The following is a 20409-nucleotide window of genomic DNA, read 5'->3' as shown; positions in this document are numbered from 1 at the left end:
AAATATTTACACGCAAAATAGAGAAAAGTGAATTTGAGGATCCTCAAATTCACTTTTCTCATTATTTAGAAGCTAGTTATGTCCCAGCCTCTTTCTAGTAAGGTGACAGGAATGGCAAAAAACAGAAAATGGTACATCTTGTTTATGATGATTTTCATCGTATTGATTAGTAGTCTAATGTTATTCCTGCCTATCAAAACCGTACTCGTGATGTATGATGGCAAGACAAAACAAGTATATGGATATGCAAAGCTTGATCAGTCAACATCTTTTCAAATTCATTATACACATTCCATTCATTTGTCGACAGTGATAGAGATGTATCAGATTACAAGAGATAAAGCAATACTTCAAACAGAAACCGCATATCGTGATTTTGGTATTGGCATGCCAAACAACGCTTTGGAGGATGGTGAGGAGTTTGTTGTAGAAGATGGTGTCTTTAAAATTAAAAACATGAAAAGACGCTTTGAAAAAATCGATCTTCGAATTGGGCAAATTCGCGCACAGCATAAGCTTTTCGTTGGAAAGCAAAATGTTTTTTTAGCTGAGATTGCTGGAGCAGGTACATGGGTAACTTTTATACCAGAAACATATACGTATTGGCAGTTATGGAGAGGAGTAGATGTGTTTGAAAAACATACAAGAAACGATTAGTGTAGAAGAACAACAGAAAATATTAGAAAAATTTGATCCTGAATCTGGAGCGAGACAATACAAAGGATGGATGCAATGGGTCATTTTTATCCTCCTGCTTTCCTTCTCCATCTTTCAGCTCTATACAGCTATTAAAGGCATATTGCCTGCACAGCTCCAGCGTTCTATTCATTTGGGCTTTGCTTTAGGGCTCATTTTTTTACTTTTTCCAGCGCGAAAAAAATCACCAAAACGGGGAAAAATCGTTTGGTATGATGTCATTCTTTCCTTGTTGGGATTTGGTGTTGGAGCATATTGGCCTCTAAATTATAATAAGCTAATTACAAGTATTGGTGTTCTCGATTCTGTTGATTTTTATGTCGGAATTGCAGCGATTCTGCTTGTGCTTGAAGCAACACGAAGAGTGGTCGGGATTCCAATTACAATCATTTCCATTCTTTTTCTGCTGTATGCTTTATATGGACCTTATATGCCAGGATTTCTTGTTCATAGAGGAATATCGCTAGACCGCCTCGTACAGACGATGTTCTTTACGACCGAAGGAATTTTAGGGACGCCATTAAGTGTATCGTCGACCTTTATTTTTCTATTTCTCTTATTTGGCGCCTTTCTTGTGAAAACAGGTGTTGGATCGTATTTTAATGATCTTGCTGTATCGATCGCTGGGCGCCGCACTGGAGGGCCTGCAAAAGTTGCCATTTTTTCTAGTGCACTGCAAGGAACAATTAGCGGCAGTTCGGTTGCAAACGTTGTCACTTCTGGTTCTTTTACAATTCCAATGATGAAAAAGCTTGGATATAAACGTGAATTTGCTGGAGGAGTGGAAGCAGCAGCTTCAACAGGAGGACAATTAATGCCGCCGATTATGGGGGCAGCAGCCTTTCTCATGGTGGAATTTATTGGCGGCGGCATTACCTATTGGGATATCGCCAAAGCAGCGGCGATTCCAGCATTGCTTTATTTTACGGGAATTTGGATTATGACGCACTTTGAAGCGAAAAGACTAGGACTGCAAGGCTTAACAAAAGAAGAAATGCCAAATCGTTTACAAGTATTTAAGAAGCTCTATTTGTTAACGCCGATTTTAGCAGTTATTATTCTATTAATGACTGGCCGTTCCGTCATGAATGCAGCTTTATGGTCCATTGTGATTACGATTGCCGTTGGCTTTATCAATAGGCTGCTAGACCGTTCCGCAAAATTTTCCATTGTCGACTTAGTCGTTGCCCTTACAGATGGAGCACGGACAGCTTTAGGTGTTGCAGCAGCAACAGCCTGTGCAGGCATCATTGTCGGTGTCGTAACAAAAACTGGTTTAGGTTTAAAATTAGGAACAGGGTTATTAACTTTAGCGAATGATAAGCTTTTGTTGACGTTATTTTTTACGATGATTGCGTCGCTTATTTTAGGAATGGGCTCGCCAACAACTGCTAACTATGTGATTACCTCAACAATTGCTGCACCTGCGATCATTTTAATGGGCATCCCAGATTTAGCAGCTCATTTATTTGTTTTTTACTTCGGGATTATGGCAGATATTACCCCGCCAGTAGCATTAGCTGCTTTTGCCGCTGCAGGTGTTGCAAGTGGAGAACCGCTGCGAACTGGAGTAAACTCAGCAAAACTGGCAATTGCTGCGTTTATTATTCCATATATGTTTGTCTTATCGCCAGAGCTTTTAATGATTGATACAACATGGTATCAGCTTATTTGGGTAGTTGCAACAGCAATTGCAGGAATGATGGCTGTTGGCGCTGGTGTTATTGGTTACTGGTATCGCAGATTAAACCCAGTGGAAAGGCTTATCAGCATTGGAGCTGGTCTTGCTTTAATCTATCCAGAGGGAATGACCGATTTCATTGGTCTTTTAGTATTCATTGGTTTAATCGTGCTTCAATTTATTTTTAAAGGAAATAAACAGCAGCCATCAGCAATGCAAGGATAATATGTAAAATGTGGGAGGGACAGTAATACAGTATCTCGATGCTGGCAGTCCTAACTATTGTAAAGGGAGAGCTGGGAAGACGGAAGTGAGTTTTTTCTCATTTCCTAACTTCTCACATTCCACTTTCTATTTAGTTTCACTTCATTTGTTTATACACGATTTCATCTGAATTGCCATTATATATAGTGATAGGAGTGATAGGGATATGGGAAAACCAATCATTGGAATCACTTTAAATATTGAGAATGAAGAGAAACATAGCTTTGCTGATGATTATGTTAGCAGTGTCTATGAAGCAGGAGGTCTTCCTTTTGGTCTGCCAGTTGGCTTAGATGTAGATGCGGAACAAATTGCAGATACAATTAGCGGACTTGTTTTAACAGGTGGTGGAGATGTTGATCCAACCTTATTTGGTGAGGAGCCCCATCGGAAATTAGGAACAGTCACTCCTCGGCGAGATAGCTTCGAGTTGGCATTAACCCAAAGTATGCTGATAAGAGATAAACCCATTCTCGCTATTTGTCGAGGGTGTCAAATATTAAACGTTGCCATTGGCGGTGATATATATCAAGATATTTATAGTCAAATAGATGGCGAGCTTTTGCAGCATAGCCAACTAGCAGTACGCTCTCATGCTTCCCATTATGTGACGGTTAGGGAAAATAGCCTATTGGCGTATGTAACAGGACATACGAAGTTTATGGTGAATTCTTTCCATCATCAAGCTGTTAGAATCGTTCCAAAGCCATTTATTATTTCTGCGCATGCTTCAGATAGTGTAATTGAAGCGATAGAGAGTACGGAACATTTATTTGTGCTAGGTTTGCAATGGCATCCGGAGGCTCTGGCAGCAGGCGGGGACACCATTTCAAAACGAATATTTTCTGCTTTTATCGAAGCCTGTTTAGGTTAAAGGAAAGCTTTTGCGATTTAGGTTCGTTTCATTACATAGATTAATATTCTGAATATTTAATCTTGTTATTGTAATTTTTTATGTATTGTCATAAGCACTCGCTGACATCAAAATGAATGAGAGGTGAAAATGATGAAAATGATTGATCTACATTGTGATGCGTTGTTAAAACTATATGAATCCAAAGGAACATTGCCGTTTAAACATGCCCCGGAAATAGAGACAAATATGGAACGTCTTCAAGCTGGATGTGTGAAAGTACAATGTTTTGCAATTTTTATTCCTTCGCAAATAAAAGCAGATGAAAAATTTCAAGCTGCCTTAGATCAAGTTGATTATTTTTATACAGAAGTATTAGGGAAAAACCCGAACATGAAGCAGATAAAAGAGTGGGATGATTTTGAACGTTTAAATGATAATGAGATTGGTGCGATGTTAACGCTTGAAGGAGTAGATGCGATTGGAAATGATATCAAAAAACTGCGCATTTTATATTATCTAGGTGTGCGTATAGTTGGTCTTACATGGAATCATGCAAATCTTGCTGCTGATGGAGTTGGGGAGCCAAGGGGAGGCGGTTTAACAACTTTTGGAAATGAAATCGTACAATTTCATAATGAACACAAACTAATGACAGATGTATCGCATTTATCCGAAAAAGCTTTTTGGGATGTGATAGAAGCAGCCCATTATCCAATTGCTAGTCATTCTAATGCAAAGGCTATTTGTGATCATAGACGAAATTTAACAAATAAACAAGCAGAAGCATTGTTTGCAAAAAATGGAATGATTCATATCGTTTTCTATCCTCCTTTTGTAACGAAGCGCAAAAGGGCGACAATTGCTGATGTAATCAGGCATATTGATCATTTTTGTGCATTAGGCGGTGTGAAGCAAATCGGTTTTGGTTCCGATTTTGATGGCATTGATATGTATGTAGAAGGGTTAGAGGATGCATCGCAGTACCCAAACCTTATTAATGAACTGTTGAAATATTATTCTGAAGAGCAAGTAAAAGGTTTTGCGTCGCTAAACTTTTTGAATCATTTGCCGAAATAGATGGGAGGCTTCATTAGCCTCCCTTTTAGACTTGTATTTTATCCCACATCTAACTGGCAGTAAGACCCCCACTTCAAGAGTTAAGAGGAGTCGAAGAAGTCTAGGTGGGGGATAACTGCCAGTAAATGTCCGATTGGTTCAACTAACCATGAGTGGGGGATGAAAGAAAACCCCCACTCATGGAAGTTTCACTTTATTTCATAAACCAGCGCACCATTTTCAATCCATTTTTGACATTTGGATAGCGCAGGGGAATATCAAAAAAAGTTGTTTGCTTGAGTACACTTTTTTCATGAGAAAACTCCTCAAAGCTTTTTTTTCCGTGGTATGAGCCTGTTCCACTAGTACCGACGCCTCCAAAAGGCAAGTGAGGATTTGCAATTTGAAAGACGGTATCGTTGATACAACCACTGCCAAAGGAAAGATCATACATGATTTTTTTGCTTAACCAGCGATCTTCTGTAAACATATAAAGTGCCAATGGTTTTGATCGTTTTTTAATTTCTGCAATGATGTCTTCGATATTAGAATAGGTGATAATAGGGAGGATTGGACCGAAAATTTCTTCCTCCATTGCTGCATCATTCCATTCTACATTAGTAATTAAAGTTGGTTCGATTCGGTTCGTTGCCTGGTCGACGTTGCCGCCAAAAATAACAGTTCCGGTGGAGGCCGTCAGCATATTTTGCAGCCGTTGCAGATGATGGAGATTGATAATTTTCGGATAATGAGAAGCAGTTAAAACATCTTTTCCATAAAAATCATGTATAACAGTAACGATGGCTGCTATTAGCGCTTCTTTTATTTGTTCATGAACAAGAAGATAATCAGGTGCGACGCATGTTTGACCGGCATTTAACAATTTCCCCCAAACAATTCTCTTTGCAGCTAAAGTTACATTTGCATCATGATGAACGATGCATGGACTTTTCCCTCCTAATTCTAATGTGACAGGTGTAAGATGTTTAGCAGCCGCTTTCATAATAATCTTTCCAACATGGACACTGCCGGTAAAAAAAATGTAATCGAACTCATTTTCTAGGAGAGCTTGGCTTGTTGTGGCATCTCCCTCGATAACAGTAATATAATCTGGAGGAAAAGTGCTGCGTATTAATTCATTTAATAGTGAAGACGTTGTCGGCGTTAATTCTGATGGCTTAATAACCGCACAATTTCCGGCTGCGATTGCGCCGATAAGTGGGGCGATCGCAAGCTGAAATGGATAGTTCCATGGGGCAATAATGAATGCAACGCCGTATGGTTCTTTCACTACATAGCTCTTAGCGCCAAAGTGTGTAATTGGTGTTCTTACTCTTTTAGGCTTGCTCCACTTTTTTAGATGTTTTAATGTGAAGCGAATTTCTTCTAAAACAAAACCAATTTCTGTTGTGTAAGCTTCAAATTCTGATTTTTGGAGGTCTGTTTTTAAAGCGTGCATGATTTTGCTTTCATTTGTAGAGATCATTGCATATAATTTTTGCAGCGCTTTTATTCGAAAGGAGAGCGCTTTTGATTCATTGCTTGAAAAAAATGCTTTCTGTTGCTGAATAATCTTATTGAAATTTGACAATGGCAGGCACCTTCTTTTGTATCGTTTTATTTGGAAAGCTATTTTCTTATAAAAGACAGGATTGATCTGTTTTTGATAAGGCTAGTGAACGATCTTTTTACAGCAGTCTTAACATTTTAGATGAGTAGATTTGGAGAGATCGAAAGAAGCGCAGCCCTGTTACCCTTATGTAGACATAACAAAAACAGGAACCCTTTGGTAAAATCGGAGATTGCCAAGATTATTCTGCTAATTAGCATTTATATTATTATAAAGATTCATAGCGGAAATTTCAAAAGTTTAACTTGGATAAAAGATTACAAAAAACGCCGAGGTTAATCTCGACGTTTTTAAAACCTTTAAAAATCTCTAATACTTAACTTTTAATTCTATATAAATGATTCTCATTTTTCTTTCACTTGAATAGAACCCACGGATGAAGTAGCTTTAACCAAAGCTTGAGCATTAGAAACAATGTGGCTTCCTTTTGTACCAAAGGCTTTGACACTTCCGATTTCGGAATGTAAGTCAAAGGAAACGTCAGATGGGATAGTTGGAACAGCAATTGTAATTGACCCTATTTCTGTTTCTAAATGCATGTCATGCTCGATTTTTTTTGTACTGATTGAGATAGCTCCTGTGTCGGAGCTTGCTTGGAGCTTTCCTACCGTATCTGTAAGAGCGATTTCCCCGATCTTTGTTTTTACTTGCAGCTGTTTTCCAGCAACATCTTTTAGTACAGTCTTTCCAGTATCATTACTGACTGTTATATCCTCTGTTGCTATATTCTCTATTTTAATTGCTCCGACATTGTTTTTTACTTGCAGCTGTTTTCCGGTAATATCTTTTAGTCTAATGCTTCCGGTATCATTGCTGACTGTCATATCATCTGCTGCTATATCCTCTATTTTAATCGCTCCGACATTGTTTTTTGCTTCTAAAGACTGAAACACTTTATTTGGCAATTTAATATCAACATCTATTGAAGACGGACCAAGCTGCAGGAACCTAAACCGATGTTTAAACTTTGCTTGAATGTCTAGCGTTCCATTCTTTTCGGATACTTTTACATCAATCTGATTTCTTTTTTTGTTTGGGTTAGACCAAACGACTTCGATTATTTCAGAGTTAGAAGGAAGGATGTGCATATTTGCTACATTGCTTTTAATTTCAATATGTTCAATATCATTCGCATCTATTTGACGATACTCTTCCTGCTTTTGCACAAAGAAATAAGGCTTGAATGTAAAAATAGCTCCGGTTATCCCGATTACTAATAATATAATTGCAGCAACTGCTAATTTTTTTACCATCTTATTTTTCTCCTTTCACAATACGGACGTTCCATTGCAAGTATTTCTTAAACAAATGAAAGAAAGCTCTAGTGGCATGAAGCAGCCCGATTAATAAAAGGATGCCTAACCCAGAAAAAGCAAGCGAAGCGAAAAATGGGAACCATTCAAATTCACGTATTAATAATAAATCAAATAAATGAAGAAATGGTGCTAAAGTAAGAATAGCTGCTGCTGTATAAAAAGCAATAAAGACACCAACAAGCGCAAGAAATGGTCCTAATACAAACACAAGATTAAAAAAACTAAGGCTGATTGTTCCAATGACTGCTCTCATAAAATTGGAAGTAGATGGATCGGTCTCCAGTTGGTCTAGATGGTACATCGTTCTTAATTCTTTAGCAATTTGTTTCGGATTCCCAAGCTTTTTTGCGATTTCTTCTTCAGATTTGCCTTCTGATTTTCCAGCATCAAAATACTCTTGGTAATCGGATAGAATATCCTTTCTTTCTCCTTCTGGAAGCGCTGAAAGGTTTGTTTCTAATACTTTTAAAAACATATATTGATTCAATCTTTTTCACCTTCCTCAATAATTTTTCTTACAGCTGATGAAAAAGCTTCCCATTCAGCAATTAATTGATGCATTCTAACTTTGCCCTCACCTGTTAAATGATAATATTTACGGGAAGGGCCCTCTGATGATTCTTTTAAATAAGTTGTAAAAAAACCTTCTTTTGTAAGGCGACGTAGCACTGGATAAACAGACCCTTCTGAGACAGCAAATTTATCTGAGATCAGTTGAATTAACTCATAGCCGTAACGATCTTTTTTATTCAAAAGGATTAGGACACACATTTCAAGTACGCCTTTTTTAAACTGAGCATTCATTTTTTCACCTCTTATAGATGATTTAGTATTATTCAATGTATAATACTAATTCTTAATAAAGTATATAATACACTATTATTCATTGCAACATAGTGAAGTGAATTTTTATAATAAATGACAAGCGTCTATTACGAACTAAGAAAAGCGATAGTTTAGTAATATAAAATTGTTTATGATTTGTATAGGGGGGAAGCCCCCCCACACAGATAAACGTTTTACTTATTCATAAGCTTCAACATAGTGTTTTCTTTATGTTTGAAGATGCCAATGAAAATGACTATAATGGGAATACGTTAATGAAGTAAAGGTTATGTTGTTTTGTTAAGCTTACTTTTAAGAGAAGGGAGCTTGATAGTAAATGTAGTCCAAGTTTTGTCAGACATACATGTAAGCTTGCCTCCATGCTTTTCAATCATTTCTTTACAAACAAATAGGCCAAGTCCTGTTCCATATTTTTTTGTTGTAATAAAGGGCTCAAATATTTTTTCCTGTATATCTTCTGGAATTGGCGGCCCATTATTAGCAATTTCAATTGAAACAATATTATTCTTTTCATATCCAGTAATACGAATTGTTGGTTTTTCTGTTTTAGATAGTATATCGATAGCATTAAAAATAATATTGATTAGTACTTGTCTTATTTCATCTTCAATTCCTCTAAGAAAAATATTGTTTGCAATTTTTTTCTTTACTTCTACGTTCACTTCTAAGATGCGGGGATATAAAAAGGATAGTACATGCTCAATCAATTTTTCCAAAGAGAAAATAGATATTTCAGATTCGAATACTTCTTTTTTGGATAGTGTTAAAAATTGCGATATACGATATTTTAATTGCTGTAATTCATCTGACATAATTTCTAAATAAGGAAGTTCTGGATGCTCTGCACGAAGAAGCTGTAAGAAACCATGAATAGAAGTAAGCGGATTGCGAAATTCGTGAACAAAGCTTGATGTCATTTGCCCTAATAAAGTCAAGCGATCTTGGTGTGACGAATTAATATATTGATTTTTTTCTTTAAAAATTTTCTCTTTTTGTTCCATATATAGGGAGACGGAGTGAAGTACCAATTGGTCAAAAACATCATTAATTCTAGTAATAGCCGGTAGTTTGTTATCGCATTTGCTATGTAAATGGTATACTTGATGTAAAATTTCTGCTTTTAAAATATGAATGTTTGTCAATATGTCTTCGATACTTTTCGATGCTCGGAGCTTTCCTTCTATTATTTTCTTTGCTATCCTTTTGATGGAATCACTTAAATCAAAATTCTCTGTTGGGGCCTTTAGTGCATGTTTGATGAGATGTAACATGGCTTCCAAATTATGTTGTTCGATTAATCCCTTCTCCAAATTATCTGTATGAACGTTTAATCTTTCTTTTAAGTGATTAATTATTATATCCTCCTTTGAGTCAAGAAAAGCAACAATTTCATCTTTTAAAGGAATCATATTTTCACCTCTTTTCTATTATAGCAAGAATATTTTGATAAAGAAAAGTAACTTTTCAATCAAATGTTTTTTTGTGTCAACTTCTGCTTCAAGCCTTTAATGATCAACTTTAGAAAGTTTTGTCTGCTTTAGTGGCCATTTATTTCTGACTTGACCTTATTTTTTAATTTCCTATGAGCATTTTTTATATCTAAAAAACCCCATTCAATAGATAAAACTACTTTCTTCATCATAATATATGAAAAAATGCACGTCATATGTCAATCATTTATTGTTTTAAAAATGGTATATAATCCGATCTCTTTTTCTGTATTGTTCAGCAATGATTGACAGTTCAGAACGATAAAGATTTACCCCGCAGTACTTTCTTTCATTCTTACATTAAATAAGTGAAGTCCTGTCTATTAAAAATTTCGCTACATTGATGCTCATATCCTCTTCCTAATAAAAAGTTAAGTATTTTTTCTTTTATTCTGTGAACTTTATTTTCTAGAATGGTAATTGATGTAATTTTACACTATTTAGCATGTAATTAGCTTTATAAATAATTATTTGGTGATATTACCAATCTTTTTCATATTTATAGGGAAGATTATTTCCAATTGTTTCATCAGCCATCCTTCATTAAATTGGCAAGTTAAGGTCCTGACCTTAACAATTAGACGAATGAAAGGAGTTTAGCAAGGGAGATAAATGGCAGCCAAATGTCCGATTGATACGGTTTTATTCAGCATCATCCAAAGAAAAGTGCCAACTTTTTCGGGAAGAGTGTGTTTTTTGAGTTTAAGATTCTCCTTATGGGAGAAATAGGGAAAATTTCTACTGATGGAAATTTTTACTTTATTTTTGTGGAGAGAGGAAAGCGTATGTATAGCGGACTGATAATCATTTTTTGCTATCATAAAATAAAATGTTATGATATCTTTACCACATAGTTAAGGTGATGAAAGCCATAGAAAAAAAGGAAAGCAAGGAGAGAGTATGGAACGAATACGTCAATTTTTCCAAGCTTTTAAGCAGTTTTGGAAGAAAAAGCATATTAACCAAATCATCATACTGACTTTTTCATTGGCTGTTTTAGCAGTTCTTGTTTTTTTTGCTTATATGGCAAGTACCGCAAACATTCAATCATTGAAAGATGGATTAGCTCAATCAACGATTATTTATGATAAAGACGGAGATATAGCAAGTAAAATCTCTGCCAATCGAGCAGAGGGAGTGCCTATTTCTGATGTTCCCCAGCACTTGCAAGAAGCGATCATTGCAATTGAGGATCACCGTTTTTACGAACATAGAGGGTTTGATTTAAAAGGAATTACCCGAGCTTTTTTCAAAAATTTGCTATCGGGACGGATTACTGGGGGAGGAAGTACATTAACCCAGCAGTTAACAAAAAATGCTCTGTTGTCTCCAGAACAGACATATAAACGAAAGCTGGAGGAAGTATTTTTAGCAGTTGAAATCGAAAAAAATTATACAAAAGAAGAAATTCTTCAAATGTATATGAACCAAGTTTACTTTGGCAGTGGTGCATGGGGTGTGCAAAATGCATCGAGAAAATACTTTGGAAAAGATGTTCAGGACATTACCATTAGTGAGGCTGCAATGCTTGCTGGTTTATTAAAAGCGCCATCTGCACTAAATCCTCATCAACATTACGAACGGGCAATCGAACGAAGGAATGTTGTGTTAGGGCAGATGAAGAAATATGATATGATTTCAGAAACAGAATACAAGACAGCAATGGAAGAAAATATCGTCATGCAGGATGGTGGAGGAGACCCGTTAAAAGGGAAGTATCCTTATTATGTGGATGCTGTCTTGGAAGAAGCAATTTCTCGCTACGGTCTTAGCCAGGATGAAATCATGACAAGAGGATACCAAATTTACACGGAAATGGATCAAAACTTACAATATGCATTAGAAAAAGTAAATGAAAATCAAGCTATTTTTCCAAAAGGACGTGGGCAAGCATTAGTTCAAAGCGGTACTATTTTGCTGCATCCACAAACTGGCGGCATTAGAGCTTTAGTAGGCGGCCGGGGGGAGCATTCTTTTCGCGGCTTTAACCGAGCAACTCAATTAGTGAGGCAGCCTGGTTCAGTCTTGAAGCCGCTAGCTGTTTTTACACCTGCTTTAGAAGAAGGTTATTCCCCTACTTCTCTCGTAAAAGATGAAAAAATGACTTTTGGAGACTATATGCCAGAAAATCTGACAAAAACGTATCAAGGAAAAGTACCGATGTATGAAGCAGTGGAGAAATCATTAAATTTACCTGCTGTATGGCTATTAAATGAAATTGGTCTACAAAAAGGGATTGATTCTTTACAGAGGTTTGGGATTCCATTACAAGCAGAAGATGAATATTTGGGAATAGCACTTGGCGGAATGAATAAGGGAGTCTCGCCGCTGCAAATGGCAGAGGCTTATAGTGTTTTTGCCAATGAAGGGAAAAGAGAAGATAGTCACCTAATTACTAAAATAATCGGACCTACTGGAAACGTGATAGCTGAACATCAAGGAAAAGAAACCAAAGTTACTTCTAAGCATGTAGCAAATCAAATGACTTCAATGCTCTTAAATGTAGTAGAAACCGGAACAGGGAGAGGAGCAAGCATACAAGGCCAACAAATCGCCGGAAAAACTGGTTCTACACAATTGCCTTTTGGAAATGGCATTAATGGCACGAAAGATCAATGGTTTGTTGGCTATACGCCTAATATCGTCGCAGCTGTGTGGATTGGCTATGATAAAACGAATGAAGAACAGTATTTGCCGGGGAGCAGTGGTGATGGCGTTGTCCCTGTCTTTAGGGCCGTGATGGAGGAAACACTGCCATATTTAGAAACAGCATCATTTTCTACAAAATCGGTAAATACAAAAGTTGCAGAAAATGAAAAGAAAATGGAAGAAAAACAGCGCAGTTTAGAGGAAAAAGGAAAAGAAATGAGTGAAAAACTAAAAAAAGAAGCGGAGAAATGGAAAGAAAAGCTAGAAAAAGGAAAAAAAGATTTAGAAGAAAAGCTAAAGGAAACTTGGGATTGGATCTCTAGTTACTCATCATAGTTGGACAAGTCTCTCGGTTTTTCACTACTAAACTGGCAACCAGCAGAGATCCCTAAGATTCTGGCTTTTTTCTCTTCACGTTTTGTTGTTTAAGTATGCACAGATAGAAAAGAGCGTATTTTAGAACACGATAAAAAATACTGTGTATCGCTTGAAAATCTCTCAATAGAGTTTCATCACTCTATAGAGAGGTTTTTTTTTGTAAACTTTATCCCATATTTAACTGGCAGTAAGAGGAATCAGAAACACTAGGTGGGAGATAACTGAAAGTCAAATGTCCGATTGGTTCGTGTCGACAGGATAAGGAAAGCTTCTTGAATCAGTAAATCAGGAAGAAAAAAGGTTTCCTTTTTGAGGACGCTTTCGATCTTAGCCTTTTTTCTACTACTTATGAGTGGGGGATGAGAGAAAACCCCTACTCAAGAAAGTTTCACTTTTTTGCTGTTTTTAGTAGGTACGATTTGCGGAAACGGCCGTATGATCATAACATTAAACACTTATTTTAATTATTAAACAAATTGTTGACTTTGCTGGAATCGTGTTATATATTTAAGGAAATTATTGAAAAAGGAGATGTTTAGATGGAAAAAAAATATGTGGCAGAACCTTATAAAATAAAGGTTGTTGAGCCTATCGCTGTTACGACAAGAGAGCAGCGAGAAGCAGTCATTAAAAAAGCAGGCTATAATACATTTCTCATAGATTCTGCAGATGTTTATATAGACTTATTAACTGACAGCGGCACTACAGCTATGAGCGACCACCAATGGGCTGGACTAATGGAAGGTGATGAAGCCTATGCTGGTTCAAAAAATTTCATGCACTTGCAAGAAGCGGTAAAGGATGTGTTTGGCTTTAAATATACTGTTCCGACACATCAAGGAAGAGGAGCCGAAAATATTTTATCGAAAATTACGATTACGGAGGGAGACTATATTCCCGGTAATATGTATTTTACGACAACAAGGGCTCATCAAGAAATGAATGGCGGTATTTTTAGAGATGTCATTATTGATGAAGCACATGATGCTATGAAAGACCATCCTTTCAAAGGAAATATTGATTTAGATAAGTTTCAAGCACTAATTGACGAAGTTGGGGCAGATAAAATCCCTTATATTTGTGTAGCAGTAACGGTAAATCTTGCTGGTGGCCAGCCAGTTTCAATGGAAAATTTGAAAACGGTTTCTAAACTTGCGCATGATCATGATATTAAAGTAATGTTTGATGCTACAAGATGTGTTGAAAACGCTTACTTTATTAAAGAAAGAGAAGCAGGCTATCATGATAAAACGATAGCTGAGATATTGAAGGAAATGATGAGCTATGGTGATGGCTGTACGATGTCAGGCAAGAAAGATTGCCTTGTCAATATCGGCGGATTTTTAGCACTTAATGATGAGGATTTATATCAAAAAGCGACTCAGCTTGTCGTTGTGTATGAAGGAATGCCTTCATACGGGGGAATGGCTGGAAGAGACATGGAAGCAATGGCTAGGGGAATATATGAATCAATTGATTATCATTATATTCATCATCGTATTAGCCAATGTCGATACTTAGGAGAAAAACTAAGTGAAGCAGGCATTCCAATTGTAAAACCAATTGGCGGACATGCAGTATTTTTAGATGCAAGGGCGTTTTATTCACATATTCCTCAGGAAGAATTTCCTGCCCAAACATTAGCAGCACAATTGTATCTTCAATCTGGAGTAAGAAGCATGGAAAGAGGAATCGTTTCAGCAGGAAGAGATAAAAATGGCAACCAGTACTATCCAAAATTAGAGCTTGTTAGATTAACCATTCCAAGAAGAGTATACACCTATTCTCACATGGATGTTGTTGCAGACTCGATCATTGATCTTTATGAAAATCGAGGGAATGTAAAAGGGTTAAAAATGATATATGAACCACCTGTTCTTAGATTTTTTACTGCAAGATTTCAACCGCTTTCATCATAAGTTTCAACATTTTAAAAGATTCATATAGTGGCAGTTATCCAGCGATGTGAATAGATAAAGGATACCTGCCTTATATCTTTCATATGTCATAATAGAGTGTTTTTAAGCTTAAAAATCTGAACATTCTCTATATACTTTCTATTCAATAACATGCTTTGTTCAATAGATTACGATTTTTGACTTTTTCGAATTTCTTTTAAAATAAATTTTTAATGGGAGTTTCACTTTATCATCTATGTTACAATGAATATATTTCTCTTGTTTTAAAGTGGAAGCATCATATATGAAGTTAAGGAATACTAGTAAGGAGGTTAGGAATGATACGAAAACGAAAAGACACGATTATCTTGGGATTAGCATTATTTTCGATTTTTTTTGGTGCCGGAAATATGATTTTTCCACCATATATTGGAGTTTTAACAGGGGAAAATTACTTATATGCTTTGTTTGGCTTTTTTATAACAGGAATTTTTTTACCACATCTTGGATTAATCGTTGTCTCTAGTTTAGGAGGTACATTGGGAGGGCTGACAGATAGAGTGTCTAAGCATTTTACTAAAATCTTAGGTACTTTAATTATGTTATCATTAGGTCCTATTCTTGCTGTGCCTAGAACTGCCGCAACAACTTTAGAAATGGCCTTTGTCCCAAATTTTGGAGAAATTAATCCGTTGATATTTTCTATTATTTATTTTTTTATCGTTTGGTTATTGGCGGTCAATTCTAAGACGGTTGTTGAAAAAATTGGTAAAATTTTAACACCAATCCTTTTATTATTTTTAGGAGTCTTAATTACAAAAGGGATTTTTTATCCCATTTCAGATTATTCTCCTGGTTATACTGAACAGCATTTCTATACAGGTTTTTCTTCCGGATATCAGACGATGGACGCACTTGGATCGATTCTTACCGGCTTTTTGATTCTCTCTTTTCTAGATCATAAAAAGTATACGGATCATCATGAGAGAATTGGGATAGCGGTTAAAGCATCAGTGCTTTCAGGATTTCTAATCCTGCTTATTTATGGAGGTCTAACGATATTAGGGGCTTATTCTGGAGATGTGTTTGTACCATCTGATGAAAAAACATATATCATTACAACGATTTCATCTCTTTTATTAGGGAATTTTAGTAAAGCTGCTTTAGGTTTTTGTATTACATTTGCTTGTTTAACTACAGCGACAGGGTTAACATCTATCGTAGGAGAATATTTTCAAAATCTGAGTACAGGTAAATTAAACTATCGAGTAATTGTTACTTTCGTTTGTATTTCGGGAATTGTATTTTCAACTTATGGGGTCGAAGGAATTATTCAAATTGCTGTCCCTATTTTAAGTATTTTATATCCTGTTGTCATGACACTTATTTTACTCGGAGTATTTACTAAGTATTTGCCTAATCATGTATATCAAGGAGCAACTATTTTTACACTTATCTTCAGCATAATAGATGTATGCCATCATCATTTTCCTGAAATAAAATTATTGGAGAAAATCATGACGATCATTCCATTAGGGAAATATGGTTTTGTTTGGGTCATTCCAGCATTGGTGGGAGGAGCCATATTTTTTATCATTTATCAATTTAAAGGAGAGAAGCGTTGCTCTACTAGTGAATATAAATCTTAATGATGATTTATAGTATTAACTGTATACAAATTTGAAAAAATCAATACAGGCTGTGTGCCGCTATGATGTTAATATAAGAAATGTATTTAACGATTGGAGATCCAATCATGCAATCCTCCACCTAAGAGAGTAAGAGGTGGGGGATAATTGAGGTCCAAAGGTTCGATTCTTCGATTCTATAGATTTAAGGAAGTTTTTTGAATGAGAATAAAAGGCATAAAGACAATCCTTACTATAGAATTACATACCTTGTTATTTTTTTACCTTTTAAAATTTCTAAATCAACGGTTATTTCAGCTGAATCACCTTCCTCACATTCTGTAAAACGAAAGAATGTATAGTATTATGATGCCGTCTATATTATCATATTTTCTATAGAGGGTATGAAATAAACCAGCTAATATATAGAAAAATTAGAATATTTACTCAATATTTGGAAATCAAGCAAAAAAAAGCATGAGCTGCTTTCTTTCGTTTACCGCAAATAAATGATCGTTCATTGTTTTAAAAGAACGATCTTGGTACACTTTTCTTGAGAAGCACCTATAGTCATTTTACACAAGCATTTAAATCATCCTCACTAGCGAGTGAAGCTTGAGAGGGCTATATTTAATATAACTTGATTGAGAGTGGTCATTTTACTGTGCTTTATCCCACATCTAACTGGTAGTAAAACCTCACCTCGGAGTAAGAAGAATCAGAAGCGCTAGGTGGGGGATAACTGAAATCAAATGGTTCTACAGGACGTCGCGCTCTTAGCTTGAGATCCTTTGTATGGGGTATGAGAGAAAACCCCCACTCATGGAGGTTTCACTTTATTTTAAATTGTTAACGGCTTAGCTATGCTTAAACATCAAGACTTCAAATGAACTTTTACACCACTAAATAAGATATTGATGCAATTGTATTGGAGGCGTAATAATGGAGCAGGAAACCGTTTTAGACTTTTTAAAAAGACTTGCAGATGGGATTTCAACGATGTTTGGGGAAAGTTGTGAAGTAGTGATCCATGATATGAAAAATTTTGAATCTTCCATTGTCTATATAAAAAATAAACAAGTAACGCAAAGAGAAGTTGGTGATCAGTTTAAAATTCTTGGAACAAAAAATGTAGATGCATTTTTTAAAGGAAGCGATCTTATTAATCATAAAGGGGTAGCAAAGAATAAACATCTTATTAAAAGTTCGACCTTTCACATAAAAGGGGACGGATACCACTATGCGTTTGGAATCAACTATGATTACACGAACTTATCACTTGTTCAATCCGTTTTAAAAGATTTAACACAAGTAGGGGAAAATCTAGATGATGTTATAGAAAGGGATAGTTTGGAACATACTTTGGAATCCTTATATGATAAGGCTTTAGAATATATTGGGAAACCTGTTGCGTTTATGACGAAAGAAGATCGAGTAAAAATGATTGAGTTTTTAGACAGAAAAGGCGCATTTTCTATTCATAAAAGTATTCCGATCATTTCTGAAAAAATGAACATTTCCCGGTTTACCATCTATAATTATTTAAAAGAAATAAGAGAATAACTCTTTTGATAAGGATCATTTACTTTTTCGATAGGAGCGTAATTTCAAAGCTTGTATGGCTTCTAGAAAGCTTCATTTCAAGAATTTCTCATTGCTTTTTATATAGTATGCGCCTTTCAAGCATATTTCCAGTAATTCATTATGAATTATGAGAAAATAAAAACAGAAGTATTCACTTTATTTTCTTATTTATCCCACATCTAACTGTAAGACCACATCTCGGAGAGTAAGAAAATTCAGATACGCTAGGTGGGGATAACTGAACGTCAAATGGCCGATTAGTTAGGATAAGGAAAACTGCTTGAATCAATCGCATGAAGAAAAAGCGATCTGCTTTTTCAAGGACGTAGCGGCCTTTGTTCCAATTTCAGTGAGAGATGAGAAAACCCCCACTGATGGAAGTTCCACATGATAAAAAAATGTATAAAAGGAGGAGGCAGAAAATTGGATTTTCGGATTGAAAAAGATACTTTAGGTGAAGTAAAAGTTCCAGTCAATAAATATTGGGGTGCCCAAACACAAAGAAGTAAAGAAAACTTTAAAATTGGCACAGAAAAAATGCCTATTGAAGTAATCAGAGCTTTTGCTCAGCTAAAGAAGGCAGCAGCACTTGCAAACCATGAACTTGGAAAGCTACCTACAGCAAAAAAAGAGGCGATTGTAGATGCTTGTGAAGAAATAATTGCCGGTCATTTTGATGACCATTTTCCATTAGTTGTTTGGCAAACTGGCAGTGGTACACAAACGAACATGAATTTAAATGAAGTGGCAGCACGAAGAGCAAATGAACGATTAAAAGAAAAGAACAGTGAAGAGCATGTCCATCCAAATGACGATTTAAATATGTCTCAGAGTTCAAATGATACATTTCCGACGGCAATGCATGTTGCTGCTTATACAGCATTACATAATCGCCTATTGCCAGCGATTAAGCAATTAAAGAAAACTCTTTCTGAAAAAGAAAGAACCTTTAGGGACATCATTAAAATTGGCAGAACACATTTGCAAGATGCGACACCACTTACATTAGGACAAGAAATTAGCGGCTGGCGGGCCATGCTTGAAAAAAGTGAACAGATGCTGTTAGAGAGCATGAAGCATTTACTTCCACTAGCAATTGGAGGGACTGCGGTTGGAACAGGCATCAATGCTGATCCAACTTTTGGAGATAAAGTGGCAAAAGCTCTTGGCAAACAAACAGGCTTTCCATTTATTTCATCAAATAATAAATTTCATGCATTGACAAGCCATGACGAAATGGTTCATGTTCATGGGACGTTGAAGGCACTTGCTGCTGATATGATGAAAATCGCTAACGATGTACGCTGGTTGGCAAGCGGTCCGCGAAGTGGGATTGGGGAAATTTCTATCCCTGCCAATGAGCCTGGAAGCTCTATTATGCCGGGAAAAGTGAATCCAACGCAAAGCGAGGCTTTGACGATGGCAGCAGTACAGGTTTTTGGAAATGATGCAGCCATTGGTTTTGCAGCAAGTCAAGGGAATTTTGAATTGAATGTTTTTAAACCGGTTATTATTTATAATTTCTTACAATCTGTTCGTATTCTTAGTGATAGCATTATTTCCTTTGATGAAAAATGTGCAGTTGGAATCGAAGCAAACAGGGAAGTGATTGAGACAAACGTTCATCGTTCTTTAATGCTTGTCACGGCCCTTAATCCATATATTGGATATGAAAAAGCTGCTGAAATTGCAAAACTAGCCTTTAAAGAAGGAAGCACATTAAAAGAAGCCGCTGTGAAAACAGGTTATTTAACGGCAGAACAATATGATGAATGGATTGATCCAGCAAAAATGGTGCATGGAGGTTAAACATCTGTTCTATCTATAAGAATGAGCCCCAAAGAACGAATCTAAGGGGCTCTAGCCATATCATTTTAAACTGATTATTGTTGTGGGAAACCGCCGCTAAGTTGTTGTTCAGCCATAGAAACTAGGCGTTTTGTAATTTCTCCACCTACAGAACCGTTAGCACGGGATGTTGTATCAGCACCAAGATTTACACCAAATTCTTGAGCGATTTCATATTTCATTTGATCAATTGCTTGTTGTGCTCCAGGAGCAACTAATTGGTTTGAGCTTCTGTTGTTTGGCATTTTGTGTCATCTCCTTGTTATAAGATTATGGTTGGGCCAGCTGGACTTGCACCAGCACACAAACAAAACTGTTTGTCTCCACTTTGGTTGACCCAATAGTTGGTCAAGAAACGTTTTTTGTTTCTGAATAAGATTAGTGAGCAGTGATTGTCTTTACGTTTGTATTATGTTTTTTTTTACGTTTATTTATGCGAATACAAGCAAGGTAATTTGTTCCTGCTATTCTTTAATATTTTGTGTGTATGAATAAAAAAAGAGGCTGGGACATAACTAGCTTCTAAATAATGAGAAAAGTGAATTTGAGGATCCTCAAATTCACTTTTCTCTATTTTGCGTGTAAATAT

Annotated in this window: 15 protein-coding genes; 9 read left to right on the top strand and 6 right to left on the bottom strand. The window is 36.1% G+C overall.

Features of this window, described 5'->3' with window-relative positions; translation table 11 throughout:
* The first annotated feature begins 111 nt into the window (after positions 1 to 111).
* From J2S08_RS22020 to J2S08_RS22005, 4 genes are all read left to right on the top strand, one after another.
* A complete protein-coding gene (locus J2S08_RS22020) occupies positions 112 to 657 on the top strand; it encodes a DUF1850 domain-containing protein (protein ID WP_307233450.1) in 546 nt (181 codons plus the stop codon).
* The gene (locus J2S08_RS22015) at positions 626 to 2602 is read left to right on the top strand and encodes a TRAP transporter permease (RefSeq protein WP_370875741.1); all 1977 of its coding nucleotides are present in this window, start codon (positions 626 to 628) and stop codon (positions 2600 to 2602) included. Before J2S08_RS22020 ends, J2S08_RS22015 begins: the two co-directional genes overlap by 32 nt.
* Positions 2603 to 2807: 205 nt before the next feature.
* Positions 2808 to 3515 (top strand): gamma-glutamyl-gamma-aminobutyrate hydrolase family protein, encoded by a 708-nt coding sequence (locus J2S08_RS22010; protein WP_307233446.1) that lies wholly within the window; start codon positions 2808 to 2810, stop codon positions 3513 to 3515.
* Positions 3516 to 3647: 132 nt separating this feature from the next.
* Positions 3648 to 4574, top strand: a complete 927-nt coding sequence (locus J2S08_RS22005; protein WP_307233444.1) for a dipeptidase — start codon at positions 3648 to 3650, stop codon at positions 4572 to 4574.
* Between the two features lie 193 nt (positions 4575 to 4767).
* On the opposite strand, the gene J2S08_RS22000 is transcribed toward J2S08_RS22005, so the two are convergent.
* The 5 genes from J2S08_RS22000 to J2S08_RS21980 all read right to left on the bottom strand — a co-directional run bounded on the left by J2S08_RS22000 (position 4768) and on the right by J2S08_RS21980 (position 9754).
* The gene (locus tag J2S08_RS22000) at positions 4768 to 6144 is read right to left on the bottom strand and encodes an aldehyde dehydrogenase (RefSeq protein ID WP_307233442.1); all 1377 of its coding nucleotides are present in this window, start codon (positions 6142 to 6144) and stop codon (positions 4768 to 4770) included.
* Positions 6145 to 6527: 383 nt separating this feature from the next.
* The gene (locus J2S08_RS21995; RefSeq protein WP_307233440.1) at positions 6528 to 7436 is read right to left on the bottom strand and encodes a DUF4097 family beta strand repeat-containing protein; all 909 of its coding nucleotides are present in this window, start codon (positions 7434 to 7436) and stop codon (positions 6528 to 6530) included.
* Position 7437: 1 nt separating this feature from the next.
* Complete coding sequence (locus J2S08_RS21990) at positions 7438 to 7986, bottom strand: HAAS signaling domain-containing protein (RefSeq protein WP_307233438.1); 549 nt, start codon at positions 7984 to 7986, stop codon at positions 7438 to 7440.
* Entirely contained in the window at positions 7983 to 8303 is a 321-nt protein-coding gene (locus J2S08_RS21985; RefSeq protein ID WP_307233436.1) for a PadR family transcriptional regulator, read from the bottom strand. Before J2S08_RS21985 ends, J2S08_RS21990 begins: the two co-directional genes overlap by 4 nt.
* Before the next feature lie 308 nt (positions 8304 to 8611).
* A complete protein-coding gene (locus J2S08_RS21980) occupies positions 8612 to 9754 on the bottom strand; it encodes an ATP-binding protein (protein ID WP_307233434.1) in 1143 nt (380 codons plus the stop codon).
* 981 nt (positions 9755 to 10735) lie between these two features.
* Here J2S08_RS21980 and J2S08_RS21975 point away from each other — a divergent pair.
* From J2S08_RS21975 to fumC, 5 genes are all read left to right on the top strand, one after another.
* Positions 10736 to 12820, top strand: a complete 2085-nt coding sequence (locus J2S08_RS21975) for a transglycosylase domain-containing protein (RefSeq protein ID WP_307233432.1) — start codon at positions 10736 to 10738, stop codon at positions 12818 to 12820.
* Between the two features lie 581 nt (positions 12821 to 13401).
* Positions 13402 to 14781: a tyrosine phenol-lyase gene (locus tag J2S08_RS21970; RefSeq protein WP_307233430.1), complete on the top strand. Its 1380-nt coding sequence runs from the start codon at positions 13402 to 13404 to the stop codon at positions 14779 to 14781.
* 317 nt (positions 14782 to 15098) lie between these two features.
* Positions 15099 to 16409: a branched-chain amino acid transport system II carrier protein gene (brnQ, locus tag J2S08_RS21965; RefSeq protein WP_307233428.1), complete on the top strand. Its 1311-nt coding sequence runs from the start codon at positions 15099 to 15101 to the stop codon at positions 16407 to 16409.
* A gap of 921 nt (positions 16410 to 17330) precedes the next feature.
* On the top strand, positions 17331 to 17951 hold the full coding sequence (locus tag J2S08_RS21960) for a helix-turn-helix transcriptional regulator (protein ID WP_307233426.1): 621 nt from the start codon (positions 17331 to 17333) through the stop codon (positions 17949 to 17951).
* 444 nt (positions 17952 to 18395) lie between these two features.
* Positions 18396 to 19781, top strand: coding sequence for a class II fumarate hydratase (gene fumC, locus J2S08_RS21955; protein WP_307233424.1), 1386 nt, complete (start codon positions 18396 to 18398; stop codon positions 19779 to 19781).
* Between the two features lie 74 nt (positions 19782 to 19855).
* On the opposite strand, the gene J2S08_RS21950 is transcribed toward fumC, so the two are convergent.
* Positions 19856 to 20065, bottom strand: a complete 210-nt coding sequence (locus J2S08_RS21950) for an alpha/beta-type small acid-soluble spore protein (protein ID WP_307233423.1) — start codon at positions 20063 to 20065, stop codon at positions 19856 to 19858.
* Between the last annotated feature and the right edge of the window lie 344 nt (positions 20066 to 20409).

It is taken from the genome of Bacillus chungangensis (assembly GCF_030812995.1).
Lineage (GTDB): Bacteria > Bacillota > Bacilli > Bacillales > Bacillaceae_C > Bacillus_CF > Bacillus_CF chungangensis.
Note: the sequence above shows the minus strand (reverse complement) of the source record. Positions and strands in the feature narration are given on the sequence as shown.